9 protein-coding genes are annotated in these 13385 nt (G+C 35.9%); 7 read left to right on the plus strand and 2 right to left on the minus strand.

Features of this window, described 5'->3' with window-relative positions; all coding sequences use genetic code 11:
- The first annotated feature begins 442 nt into the window (after positions 1-442).
- Together ACFVT8_RS14700 and ACFVT8_RS14705 are read left to right on the plus strand one after the other, a co-directional pair.
- The gene (locus ACFVT8_RS14700; RefSeq protein WP_387081239.1) at positions 443-1498 is read left to right on the plus strand and encodes a hypothetical protein; all 1056 of its coding nucleotides are present in this window, start codon (positions 443-445) and stop codon (positions 1496-1498) included.
- Positions 1499-1576: 78 nt separating this feature from the next.
- Positions 1577-1768, plus strand: a complete 192-nt coding sequence (locus ACFVT8_RS14705; RefSeq protein WP_387081240.1) for a hypothetical protein — start codon at positions 1577-1579, stop codon at positions 1766-1768.
- A gap of 339 nt (positions 1769-2107) precedes the next feature.
- Here the strand turns inward: ACFVT8_RS14705 and ACFVT8_RS14710 are convergent, their stop codons facing one another.
- Complete coding sequence (locus ACFVT8_RS14710; RefSeq protein WP_387081241.1) at positions 2108-2662, minus strand: delta-aminolevulinic acid dehydratase; 555 nt, start codon at positions 2660-2662, stop codon at positions 2108-2110.
- 236 nt (positions 2663-2898) lie between these two features.
- Here ACFVT8_RS14710 and ACFVT8_RS14715 point away from each other — a divergent pair, with 236 nt between their 5' ends.
- The 3 genes from ACFVT8_RS14715 (at position 2899) to ACFVT8_RS14725 (ending at position 9586) form a co-directional block, all read left to right on the plus strand.
- Positions 2899-4578, plus strand: coding sequence for a methyl-accepting chemotaxis protein (locus ACFVT8_RS14715; RefSeq protein WP_387081242.1), 1680 nt, complete (start codon positions 2899-2901; stop codon positions 4576-4578).
- Positions 4579-4846: 268 nt separating this feature from the next.
- Positions 4847-6808, plus strand: a complete 1962-nt coding sequence (locus ACFVT8_RS14720) for a methyl-accepting chemotaxis protein (RefSeq protein WP_387081244.1) — start codon at positions 4847-4849, stop codon at positions 6806-6808.
- An 816-nt stretch (positions 6809-7624) separates the two neighbouring features.
- The gene (locus ACFVT8_RS14725; protein WP_387081245.1) at positions 7625-9586 is read left to right on the plus strand and encodes a methyl-accepting chemotaxis protein; all 1962 of its coding nucleotides are present in this window, start codon (positions 7625-7627) and stop codon (positions 9584-9586) included.
- Positions 9587-9638: 52 nt separating this feature from the next.
- Here ACFVT8_RS14725 and ACFVT8_RS14730 read toward each other — a convergent pair whose 3' ends face one another.
- Positions 9639-11033, minus strand: coding sequence for an alanine/glycine:cation symporter family protein (locus ACFVT8_RS14730; RefSeq protein WP_387081247.1), 1395 nt, complete (start codon positions 11031-11033; stop codon positions 9639-9641).
- A gap of 597 nt (positions 11034-11630) precedes the next feature.
- On the opposite strand from ACFVT8_RS14730, the gene ACFVT8_RS14735 reads away from it, so the two are divergent.
- Positions 11631-12329, plus strand: a complete 699-nt coding sequence (locus tag ACFVT8_RS14735) for an aspartate/glutamate racemase family protein (RefSeq protein ID WP_387081248.1) — start codon at positions 11631-11633, stop codon at positions 12327-12329.
- A gap of 1 nt (position 12330) precedes the next feature.
- Positions 12331-13374 (plus strand): DmpA family aminopeptidase, encoded by a 1044-nt coding sequence (locus tag ACFVT8_RS14740; RefSeq protein ID WP_387081250.1) that lies wholly within the window; start codon positions 12331-12333, stop codon positions 13372-13374.
- Positions 13375-13385: the final 11 nt, after the last annotated feature.

The raw sequence follows: 13385 nt of genomic DNA on the forward strand, positions 1-13385 counted from the left end.
AATGTTTAGAAGGTTAATTTCTCTTTATTAAGAAGTTCTAACACATATATTTGATATATACCACTAGGCTAGATAAATGTTTTTTTGTATATTTCGTTGTGTTCTTGATATCACTAAAAAGGAGGATCTGCCTAAGCCCACACCCATTTTGAAGCCCTTTTTATTTATGAGTTTGCAAGGTATAAAATAGAAAAATAACCTTATATAAACTTTTATTGGTTAAATATGGTATAATAAGATTGCTCGAGTTTAGCCTCAAAATTAATCTGTCGACAGAGAAGAGTTTTTTGTGATGAAAATAATATTTTCATTATGTTGTTGAATGCAATCATAATTTTACAGACTAAAAGAAAATAATGCATGTTTTTTACTTTTGGATTGCGTTTTGGTTATTTATGATTTTTGAAGAGTGTTTATTTTGAACTTTAAAGGAGAATATGTTTTGAAAAAATACTTGTTATTTACATTTACATTTTTATTGTTATTGACTATTTCAGAGAATGCTCAGGCGGCTGATAAAGAAAAAAATCTACCCCAAGAGTTTTTTGATGAACACATTAAAATAGTGATTATGGAAGAGTTAAAAGATCAAGGAATTAATTATGACCCTTCATTTGAAATTGATAAAATTGAAACTTTGCTTTTAAAAGAATCTAAGACTAATAGTAAAAAGGAAAGTGCATTAAATACAATTCGTAAATTTAAAGAATTTGACTATGTATACTTAAGTGAAGATGGAAAGGTCTATAGTTCAAAACGCGGATATCTAGGTGAAGCAGAAAAAACTGAAATAGATGCTAATAACACGCCAAATTCAAATAATATAAGTACTTTAAGTATGAGTAATCCAACTGTATCGGAAATACATGGAGGTTCTTCTGGAGCATTTGAGAGAAAACAACTTAATTTTTCCGGATTTGATGGAATAATAAGCAATCTTACTCTGCCGAATATTACCGATGTAACTAGTGGCGAACAACCTTGGGTTTACTATGGTTTTGATTCTTCACAGGGAGGCATAGAAGGAGGATATTCTTACCAAACAGGAACTAAACGATGGTTACCATATATTAGAAATAAAGAAAGTGGTTTGTTATATGCAGATGCAGCTTATGTTAAATACGATGGCAATACTATAAACAACTTTAAATTTTATATAAAAAAACAAACTGGTGCGACTTATTTTACTGCATATTTAGTAGATGGCGCTAATACAGTTAAATTTGCATCTACTCCTTTTACAAATGCAAGCACTGTATCAGTAAAAAGAAATACTACCATAGCTAAAGATAATTTCAATGGATCAAATATTTATACTCGATCTTTAAATCAAAAATGGGATAATGTACAAGTATCAAAGTATGATTCTGATTATTATTATCCGTGGTCTAATTATCCTGAATATAGTGAATGGAAAAATGGACAATGGTACGGTACAATCGATTGTTTAAATACCTATATAAAGAGATCTTCTGGTTATACATCCATTTATAAATAGAGAGAAATTATGAATCGCCATCTCAAATTATTACTATCTTCTTTTTAACATGTTTTTAGACCATACGAATATAAGTATATGAATGATCTTAAATTCCTTCATATTACAGATAAAAGAGTCTTAGCAGGAAAACCGTTCGTTAGTTTTGACGGAAATGATTTCACAGATGGTTATATCGATGGTAGTTACCATTTAAGTACTTTTAAAATCGTGAATTCAGGAACTAGTAATAAGGCACAAAATATTTATAACTCTATTGAAACAATGTAAGCCCGAAATATAAAAAATAAGCGAACCTACTCGGTACGCACGAAGAATGGCTATCTATCTGAATTTTTTCGGATAGATGGCTATTTTCTGTGAAAATAAACAATCTCTTGATCTTTCAATATTCTTATAAATAGCTGGTGATTCTGTATGTAGTTTAAAAATGCCTACAAGAAAGCAAAGGCACCTGCTGAAAGGTAACTTAAACTGGTCAAAACCTTAAAAAAGCGTGAGAAATCAAATTTTAGAAATGTTGACTTCTCGCGCTTTTCTGATGTGAAATTTGTTAATTATGCTGTGAAAATTTACTTATGTCCCCAGCCTCTTTTTCGGATTTGTCTTCTATGCAAAATAAAGCTGATACATCGAAGTTTCTTCGTCAATTGCTTTTGCGATTTCAAAGGCTTCCCGCTGTGTTCGTTCATTAGCAATGATTTCGTACATAAATCTTATAAGAAACATTAAATTTGCATTACCATCTATGTAATCATCTGGGCCTAAATAGGAGTGGCAACCACTTTTTAAAAATGCTGTAGCTAGCTGCTTTTCGCCTAAAGTACAGCCAGAGGCAATAACCTTCACATCTTTTAATTTACAATAATTTAAGACCTCTTGTGGACCGAAAAATTCACCTCTTGGTTCGTTTAACTCATAAATATCTGCACCAAGCTCAGGCATGCAAAAACGTCCTTCATTCCCGTGGAAGTTTAAAATTAAATAATCTATTCGATTATTTAAATCTTCTCCAGATAAAATATCGATTAAATCATTTGGTCTACCTATTAAATGAAGTGTTACTCTTACCCCAAATGACTCAAGTACTGAACGTAAAGCAAGTGATTCGATATCACAATCAGAGCCCACTACTAAACTAACATACAAATCTGGTTTACTCATTTTCTAAAATTCTCCTTTGTATCAGTTTTATATTAATAGTATACTCAAAATTGGGAGATATAACCAATAATGCGACTGTAAAGAAATAGAGAAGTCAAGACATTTGGGGATGTGTTCTGATTTTTGTAAAAATTTAGTGTTGATTCATGATAAAAGGCGCACCTCTTATAGGATGATAGGGATATTTGGTCTATAATCAAGAAAGATAATGTAAATAGTAGAATAGAGGGAGTCTTATGAGATTAACAGTAGAACGAAAACTGCAATTTGCTTTTGGTATAGTATTTTTATTTCTATTACTAATCACTAGTATTGCAATGTATTATTTAAATGATAATAAACAGACACTTGCGGAAATCGAAAAAAACACTGAATTAATCAACTTATATAATGATATTTCCTTCCAAACGGTTCGGGCAAACGCAGCCATTCGAGGGTATATGTTATATGGGAAAGAAGATATGCTCGACAATCATCTTGAAATACGAGATACTTTACATAAATCCATTCATCGTATTGAAGAACTCGGACATAAAAATGCAGATTTTGAGCAATTTTTAAAGCAGTTAGAGGAATGGGAAAAGCCTATAGATGAACAAATTGTGCCGCTTTTTCAAAGTGGTGAAAAACAGCAAGCACAACAGTTGGCATTACCGGTTTTAGGGAAAGGCTCTCTCAAGCTCGTTGAATTTGGGAAAACGATGGCAACGGCTCAGCAGGATGAAATGCAGGCGAGTATAGAGGCTACTAAGCAAAAAGGTGACAGAAGTGGAACGGAAATTGCTGTACTAGCAATAGTTTCATTACTTATTAGCATTATTATTGCAACAGTTTTTGGGAGAAGAGTAGCGAAAAATATACAACAAACTGTAGTAGAAATGGACAAATTCTCAAATGGCAATTTACAAACGCACCTGCAATTTAAAACAAAAGATGAGTTTGCACAGCTGGCAGCTTCCTTTAATTCGATGTCAGAAAAGCTTAGACATACTATGAAGCATGTCGCTAATTCATCTGAGCAGGTAGCTGCAACATCTGAGCAGCTGACAGCGAGTAGTATGGAAGTGACACAGGCAACAGAAGTTGTCTCAGAATCGATTCAAGATATTGCACATGGTATTGAAGAACAGGATACTTTGACAGGTGATGTACGCAACTTATCTTCACACATTTTGAAAAAAATGAATGACATATCAACGAGTATTGATCATGTAAACGATGCAACTGTAGAAACTAAAAATATGGCTAGCATAGGACGTTCCTCAGTTCGTAATGTCATTGAACAGATGAATGAAATTGCGGAAAATACAGCAGAATTAAGTACACGAGTTAAAGACTTAGATGAAAATACAGCAGCAATCGTCTCAGCAGTTAATGTTATTAAAAATATTGCTACCCAAACAAATCTATTGGCTATTAATGCCTCTATAGAAGCGGCACGAAGCGGTGAGCATGGCAAGGGCTTTGCGGTTGTGGCAGAAGAGGTGCGAAAGCTAGCAGATGAATCAAATTTAGCAGCAGTAGATATTGAAAAAGTCGTTGTGAAAATTACTGAAGATACAAGAATTATCGAGGAAGATATGATCAACAGCGATGATTCAGTAAAAGCCGGGCGTGAAAAAGTTAATGTGGCAAGAGATAATTTCATACAAATTGACGATGCCATTAATGACGTGCAAGCACAAACCGTATCAGTTACAGCGGCAATTCGAACGATCCATCAGGATATCGAAAAACTTGTAAAGGAAATCGACTACATTAGCGAAGTATCCATGAAATCGAGTAGCAATGTTCAAAGTGTTGCGGCATCTTCTGAGGAACAAAATGCAGCGATGGAAGAAGTAGCGGCAGCCTCTACACATTTGGCAAAAATGGCGATTGACTTACAAGAATCAATTCAAGCATTTAAATACTGACACAAGAACCCCAATGAATCATACATATAAAATGATTCATTGGGGTTCAATGTTTAGTGGAAAGTGGTGCGGAAAGCTCGATTTATGTCGAGAAAACCAAAAAAATGTTTGAATTCAGTGTATTTCGACCGATAAAAAGATAAGAAGAAAATTTAATGTATTAAGGAGGGGTTGTGCGCTTCGTGGGCATTCTTTGAGTCTAAAAAGAAACCTCGAAATTGGACAAACACATTTTAGGAACTAGGAAAGTCAAAAGGAGGGCTGTTACATGAAACGATTATTTGGAAGTTTTAAGGGTAAGCTCTACATATTATTTGCTCTTATCTTACTAATCCCAGTTATTTCTGTAGGAAGCTTATCGTATCTTTCAGCAAAGAATTCGATAAAAGATGAAATACTATTTAGTGCAAATGAAAGTGTAGAAATTTTAAATACGTTAATTGATAAAACCATTACTGAAAGAACAAACGACATCAATGTGTTTAGTGAGGAAATAGATTCTTCTAAGTATGAACAGCAGGGATCTGCTGTACAAACAAAATTTCAACAATATATAAAGCTACATCCGGATGTTCTGAGCATTTATCTTGGAACAAATGAGGGGTCATTATTTCTAGAACCAAAATCGAATAGCGCCGATTATAATCTTTTGGAACGAGACTGGTATAAAAAGGCTACAGCATTAAAAGGAGAAGTTTTAATTACGAACCCTTATATAGATGCGGGTACTGGAGATATGGTCGTAACAATTGCTCGTCAGGTAAAGGATCAATCTGGGGTAGTTGCAATTGATATAAAATTAACAGACCTTCAAAAAGTCTCAGACTCTATCAGTATCGGGAAAAATGGATATCCATCTATTTTTGGTGAAGATAAAATGGTCATTTCACATCCGACTATAGAACCGGGTAGCGAAATAAAAGAAAGCTTCATCGACAAGATATATGACAGTAAATCCGGAACGTTTGAATATGTCTTTGAAGGTGAAGACCGTATTTTGTTCTATACAACGAATGAATTGACGAATTGGAAAATTACCGGCACAATTTTTGCAAAAGAAATTGATGAATCAGCATCACCCATTTTATTTAAAACCTTACTCGTGTTAATTATTGCGATTGTCATAAGTGCAATTGTTTTCTACTTTGTTATTAGGGGAATCATAAAACCGATTAAATCGCTCAAAGATAGTGCAGTAACCATTAGTAAAGGTGATTTAACAGAGAAAGTGATAATCACTTCTCAAGACGAGATTGGACAGCTAGGGCAAGCCTTTAACGATATGCAAGACAGTCTAAGGACACTGATTCAAAAAATAGAACAAAATGCTGAAGAGGTAGCTTCGTCAGCAGAAGAGCTTACAGCCAATGCCACTCAAACAAGCATGGCTACAGAAAAGGTGGCCATTTCGATACAAGATGTTGCGACGAGTGCTGACACGCAAACGACGAGTGCCAACAAGAATGCAGAATCGTTACAGGAACTTTCTAAGGCCATTCTTCATATCGCGGAGATCTCTTCTACGGTAACGGATCTTTCACAGCACGCAACGCTACAGGCAGATGAAGGTGGAAAGGCAGTCCAGGATACAAAAGATCAAATGCATTCTATCCATTTATCGGTTACTGATTCAAATACGAAAATTCAAACACTACATGAACGCTCTAAGAAAATTACGTCCATTTTAGATGTAATTACTAGCATTGCAGATCAAACTAACTTACTGGCTCTTAATGCGGCGATTGAGGCAGCAAGGGCAGGAGAGCACGGAAAAGGCTTTGCAGTTGTTGCTGATGAAGTGAGAAAGCTAGCGGAGCAATCACAGGAGTCTGCACAACAAATTTTCGAGCTAATTCATGGCATTCAGTTAGAAACAGAACAATCTGTAAACATCATGGCAAAAGTTACTGAGGATGTCCAAAATGGACTACATGTATCAGATGAAGCCATCACGAAATTCCAAGTGATTAAGACAAGCATGGATAAAATTACTCCTAAAATGGAAGAGGTATCTTCTGCCTCTGAACAAATGTCAGCAAGTGTACAAGAGGTGACTGCTGTTACGGAAGATTTAGCATTCTCAGCACAAGGAAATGCAACTGCCTCAGAGGATGTCGCAGCGTCTACAGAGGAACAATTAGCTTCGATGGAAGAAATTAATGCTTCTGCACAAGCGCTTGCGCATATGGCAGATGAGTTAAAACAGCTCATTAGTCAATTTAAATATTAATAGACATACGAAAAATGCCATTCCTCCTTTGAGGGGTGGCATTTTAGATTGTTGAAAAACTATTGTGTCAATGAGATTAAGATTACATTTTAAATAAAGTATGGCTCTTCGGCAAAACGAATGGGCGCTTTTTTAAGCGTTTGATAATAGGTTGTCTTTCTGATAAAACAGGATTTTGTTTGATAAATCTTAAAAGTATTCATACAAAAATGAACTAAAGCAGCTTTAGCGATACTGTTTTGAGATATAGGAAAATAATCGCAAAGATTTCCTTAAGTATTTTGTTTTTCAACACTATTAAACGAGAATGGGACTTAACTAATTGATCGAAATGAAAAAGAGAAATCTAATAGAATCGATTTCTCTTTTTCTTGATTAACCAAGTCATTCTATTTTTTTTATCTTATTTAATAATGGGTGTGTATTTCTGGAGATTTAATGGCACCCATAAAGCCTATTTCGTTTTCAACCTTTTATTAACCACGAACAGAAACACGGACAGAAAATCGAATGTGACAAAAATTAGCCTTTAAGAATCCAAAAACAGGCTCTATATTGATTTTTAGTTGTCGATAGATGGCACCTGGTTTTTCTTGTGAAATCTTATAATCTTTTTGTTCTTCCCGCTTTTCTGAACGCAACACGGTTTTATCTGTGCGAAAGCAACAATTATGCCAATGGTAAATCAAAAAAATGAAAAAAAAGGGTTTGAAATGAAGTATTTCGTCCGATAAAAGCCTTGGGTGAAATTTCATCGATAAAAGAAACACAAAAATATATATCTTAAGAATTTTGAAGACAAAGGAGAACTGTTGCATGAAAAAATTATTTAAAAGTTTTAAGGGTAAGCTCTACACGTTATTTGCTCTTATCTTATTAGTCCCAGTTATTTCTGTAGGAAGCTTATCATATCTTTCAGCAAAAAATTCGATAAAAGAAGAAATACTTTTTAGTGCGGATGAAAGTGTTAAAATTTTGAATACGTTAATTGATAGTGCTATTAGTACAAAAATGAATGAAATCATTACTTTTAGCGAGGAAATAAATTCTTCTAAGTACGGACAGAAGGAAACTACAATACTACCAAATTTTCAAGAATATATGAAGTTGAGTCCAGATGTTTTAAGCATTTATGTTGGAACAAATGACGGAACATTTATTCAAGAACCAAAAATAAATGGTGCGGATTATAATCCTTTGGAAAGGGATTGGTATAAAGAGGCTAAGGCGTTAAAAGGTGAGACTTTAATTACAAGTCCATACATAGATGCAGGGACTGGAGAAATGGTCGTAACAGTTGCTCGTCAGCTAAAAGATCAATCTGGTGTAGTGGCAATTGATATAAAATTGACAGACATTCAAAAACTTTCGGACTCTATAAAAATAGGGAAAAATGGATATCCTTCTATTTTTGGTGAGAATAATTTGGTCATTTCACATCCGACTTTAGAACCGGGTGGCGAATTAAAGGAAAGCTTCCTTGACAAAATATACGACGACAAATCGGGAACGTTTGAATATGTCTTTGACGGTGATGACCGTATTATGTTCTATACAACAAATGAATTGACGAATTGGAAAATTACCGGCACAATTTTTGCAAAGGAAATTGACCAATCGGCATCACCTATTTTGAAAAAAACGTTTCTCGTACTAATTGCTGCGATTGTAATCAGTTCGATTGTATTCTTTTTTGTCATGAAGGCAATTATAAGACCAATTAGATCACTAAAGGATAGTGCAGTAACTATTAGTAAAGGTGATTTAACAGAGAAAGTGATAATCACTTCTCATGACGAGATTGGGCAGCTAGGACAAGCCTTTAACGATATGCAAGACAGTTTAAGAACTCTTATTCAAAAAATTGAACAAAATGCTGAAGAGGTAGCATCGTCTGCAGAAGAGCTAACAGCCAATGCTAATCAAACGAGCATTGCTACAGAAAAGGTGGCCATTTCGATTCAAGATGTTGCATCGAGCGCAGACACGCAAACGACGAGTGCCACTAAGAATGCAGAATCGTTACAGGAACTTTCTAAGGCTATTCTTCATATCGCGGAGATCTCTTCTACGGTAACGGATCTTTCACAGCACGCAACGCTACAGGCAGACGAAGGTGGCAAGGCAGTCCAGGATACAAAAGATCAAATGCAATCTATTCATGTATCGGTGACTGATTCCAACACGAAAATTCAATCACTACATGAACGCTCTCAGCAAATTACATCTATTTTAGATGTGATTACAAGCATTGCAGATCAAACGAACTTACTTGCTCTCAATGCAGCGATTGAGGCAGCAAGAGCAGGGGAGCACGGAAAAGGCTTTGCAGTTGTTGCTGATGAAGTTAGAAAGTTGGCGGAGCAATCACAGACATCTGCACAACAAATTTTCGAGTTAATCCATGGCATCCAGTTAGAAACCGAACAATCCGTAAACATTATGGCAAAAGTTACAGAGGATGTTCAAAATGGTCTACATGTATCGGATGAAGCTATCACGAAGTTCCAAGTGATTATGTCAAGTATGGATGCGATTACTCCTAAAATGGAAGAGGTATCTTCTGCCTCTGAACAAATGTCAGCAAGTGTACAAGAGGTGACTGCTGTTACGGAAGATTTGGCATTCTCAGCACAAGGAAATGCAACTGCCTCAGAGGATGTCGCAGCGTCTACAGAGGAACAATTAGCTTCGATGGAAGAAATTAATGCTTCTGCACAAGCGCTTGCGCATATGGCAGATGAGTTAAAACAGCTCATTAGTCAATTTAAATATTAATTATAAATATAAAAAAACGCCATTCCATTTGAGGAATGGCGTTTTCGAATAATTATCGATCTTCTTCCCAGCAATCAGTATTTTTCAATGTTGGGATTGATTTTGCATAAAATACAGGATTTTTGCCTGCATTACGTTGCATTGTAAAGTCGTCTAACACTTTGAAGGCAATTTTACCAAGTAATAGGATAATCGTAATATTGATGATAGCCATTAGTCCCATGAATAGGTCTGCTAAGTTCCAAACAAGATCTACTTGCGCAAGAGAACCAAACATAACCATAGCAAGAACTAAAATACGGTAGCCAAACATCCAACCTTTATGAGCATTCATAAACTCAATATTAGATTCACCGTAATAGTAATTTCCGACAATAGAACTAAATGCAAAGAAAATAATCGCAATAGCGATAAAGTAAGGAGCCCATCCACCTACATGTACAGCTAAGGAATTTTGTGTAAGAATAATTCCATTACTTTCACCAGTATTATATAGACCCGCTAAAATAATGATAAACGCTGTTGCAGAACAAATCATAATTGTATCAAAAAATACACCTAAGCTTTGCACTAATCCTTGCTTTGCAGGGTGTGATGTATTAGCTGTTGCTGCAGCATTAGGAACACTACCCATACCGGCTTCATTAGAAAATAAGCCACGGCGTACACCTTGCATAATGGCAGCACCAATCGCACCACCAGCAGCTTCCTGAAGACCAAACGCTTCTGTGAAAATCAGTTTGAAAACGGCAGGTATTTCAGTCAGATTCGTAACAATAACAAATAGGGCTACAGCTAAATAGAAAACCGCCATCACGGGTACAAGTACTTGCGTAACTTTTACAATTCTATGTACGCCACCAAAAATAATCATGGCTGTTAACACAACTAATATAATACCAATGATATAAGGCTTAATATTAAATGCCTCACCTACAGAAGTTGCAATCGTATTCGATTGTACCGCATTAAAAATAAAGCCAAAGCTTAACGTTAAAAGAATTCCAAAAATAACCCCTAATTTACGTTGACCTAACGCTTTTTCCATATAATATGCTGGTCCACCACGGAACGTATCGCCATCCTTTACTTTGTACACCTGTGCAAGCGTACTTTCAATAAAGGCAGTCGCCATTCCTAAGATGGCAATAACCCACATCCAAAAAACTGCTCCAGGTCCACCTACACCGATTGCTAATGCAACACCTGTAATATTCCCAGTACCTACACGTGAGGCTGCGCTAATCGTAAAGGCTTGGAATGGAGAAACACCTGAATCTCCCTCTCTTTTCTCCACTATTAAACGAAACATTTCAGGGAAAAGTCGAATTTGGACAAATTTTGTGCCAAATGAAAAATACAATCCAGCAACTAATAACAATGTAATAATGCAATATGTCCATAAAATATTATTAGTATCACCTACAATATTCGTTAACCATTCCATTTGCTTTCCTCCAATCTCAATACGCTTTAGTCTACACTGTTTTTTTGTAATATATCCACTTTTTGAAAATACAGAATTATATTAATTTTTTGCGTGTTGTAATGTTTTTACAATATTTGATACGTCTAGTCCGAGATGTTATAAGTAATGGATTATTTTGTCGAAATTATAAAGGATAAAAATGATTAAATGAAACGAAAGAAAAGTGCATGTGTATAAAAAAGGAGGTACGGTATCGTGTTTTACTTTCTTTTGTTTTGGCATATTTCGTTATGATTATGTTATTGATCATATTTGAGGGGAATATTACTTTTTTGTTTCCTATGTTTCCATCATTAGATATTTACTCTTCTTAAAATGAAAAGCGGAAGAAATGGAGGAAGGGGATTACAAATGGTAAAGTTTTTGAAAATTCCTTTATTTGCTGTAGCTTTTTAGTATAATAATAAAATCATTGTATAATTAACCGGAGTTTGGTATGTCATTTATTGAAACCAAGTCGATTAGAATGAAGACTGACGCCCGAAAAAGGCGTTAGTCGGAGCGGAAATCAACATGATGTTATGTGTATTCAGTCAAATTAAAGGGGGAATTCGTATGAAAACTATTGGCATGATTGGTGGTATGAGCTGGGAGTCTTCTGCAGAATATTATCGTCTTATGAATGAAGAGGTAAAGCAACAATTAGGAGGCTTACATTCAGCAAAATGTATTTTGTATAGTGTAGATTTTCAAGAAATCGAGCAATATCAAGCTAAGGGGGCGTGGGAGAAGGCCGGTGAAGTGCTGGGAGAAGCAGCGCAATCTCTGGAGAGTGCAGGGGCTGATTTTATAATCATTTGTACAAATACAATGCATAAAGTTATTGATATCATCGCAGCAAAGGTTACAATTCCAATTTTACATATAGCTGATGCGACAGCAAATCAAATAGAAAAAGCGAGTTTACAGAAAGTTGCCCTTCTTGGGACAAAGTATACAATGGAGCAAGATTTCTATAGAGCTAGAGTAGAGGAATTTGGTATTGGAGTACTTGTTCCGCCTGCTGACGTGCGTGCTGAGGTCAATCGTATCATCTATGAAGAATTATGCTTGGGTCGAATTGAGCAAGCATCGAAGGACTATTATTTACAGGTGATTGGGGACCTTGTGCAATCGGGAGCACAGGGAATTATATTAGGCTGTACAGAGATTGGATTACTTATTAAACAGGAAGATGTAAACGTACCTGTTTTTGATACAACAGTTTTACATGCACAGGCTGCTGTAAAAATGGCGATTCTTAAGGGGGACTAATATGCCAAAAAAAGTACGAGAAATAGGAATCGTCATTGGAAAGTTACCACCTGGTGAAAAAAACTGTATTACCGATGTAGCTGGCGTACGTGTAGGTCATGTAACGCTTGACGAGGAAATGAATCAAGACGGTACTTATGCCTGTACAGGAGTAACTGCGATTTTACCGCATGAGGGGAATTTATTTCAACAAAAGGTTACCGCTGCAAGCTATGTGATAAATGGTTTTGGGAAAACGACAGGGCTTGTTCAAGTGAATGAACTAGGGGTTATAGAATCACCAATTATGCTAACGAATACATTTGGTGTTCCGGCTGTAACACAAGGAACGTTACAATTTATGCTAGATTCGAATAGTGAAATAGGTCATTCAACAGGAACAATTAATATAGTAGTCGGGGAATGTAACGATAGCTATTTAAATTCTATTCGAGAATGTCCTATCAGACCTGAGCATGCTGTGGAAGCAATTCACAAGGCGTCGAATGATACCGCTGAGGAGGGGGCAGTTGGTGCGGGAAGAGGAATGATGTGCTTTGGCTATAAAGGTGGGATTGGCTCATCTTCCCGAATTGTGAAGCATGAGTCAACGAACTACACGGTAGGATGTATGGTCCTTAGTAATTTTGGCCAAAGCTCAGAGTTTCAAGCACATCGATATAATGCTTCGAATGTTCAAAGTGAATCGACATTATCTCCAACAGATGGCTCCATTATCATCGTACTTGCCACGGATGCTCCACTTAGTAGTCGTCAACTGACACGTGTCATTAAACGCTGCGGCATTGGTCTAGGACGTACAGGCAGTCACTTTTCACATGGCAGCGGAGATATAGTCATTGGCTTTACAACAGCACATCAAATCGCTCATCAATCAAATCAGCTTGTCGAAACACGCACACAACTACGTGAGGATCATCCTATCATGAATCAATTATTTGTTGCAGCAGCAGAAGCAACAGAAGAAGCCATTTTAAATTCACTTTCACAGGCACAAACTACAATTGGCCGTAATGGACATAAAGTTGAAGCTTATCAATTTTAATTTTGTAAACG

Origin of the sequence: Lysinibacillus sp. NPDC058147 (assembly GCF_042884205.1) — a bacterium.
GTDB lineage: Bacteria > Bacillota > Bacilli > Bacillales_A > Planococcaceae > Lysinibacillus.

Coding starts and splice junctions, on each gene's coding strand:
- ACFVT8_RS14720 (WP_387081244.1), top strand. CDS start 4,847: ATGAAACGATTATTTGGAAGTTTTAAGGGTAAGCTCTACATATTATTT.
- ACFVT8_RS14705 (WP_387081240.1), top strand. CDS start 1,577: ATGAATGATCTTAAATTCCTTCATATTACAGATAAAAGAGTCTTAGCA.
- ACFVT8_RS14710 (WP_387081241.1), bottom strand. CDS start 2,662: ATGAGTAAACCAGATTTGTATGTTAGTTTAGTAGTGGGCTCTGATTGT.
- ACFVT8_RS14715 (WP_387081242.1), top strand. CDS start 2,899: ATGAGATTAACAGTAGAACGAAAACTGCAATTTGCTTTTGGTATAGTA.
- ACFVT8_RS14735 (WP_387081248.1), top strand. CDS start 11,631: ATGAAAACTATTGGCATGATTGGTGGTATGAGCTGGGAGTCTTCTGCA.
- ACFVT8_RS14725 (WP_387081245.1), top strand. CDS start 7,625: ATGAAAAAATTATTTAAAAGTTTTAAGGGTAAGCTCTACACGTTATTT.
- ACFVT8_RS14730 (WP_387081247.1), bottom strand. CDS start 11,033: ATGGAATGGTTAACGAATATTGTAGGTGATACTAATAATATTTTATGG.
- ACFVT8_RS14740 (WP_387081250.1), top strand. CDS start 12,331: ATGCCAAAAAAAGTACGAGAAATAGGAATCGTCATTGGAAAGTTACCA.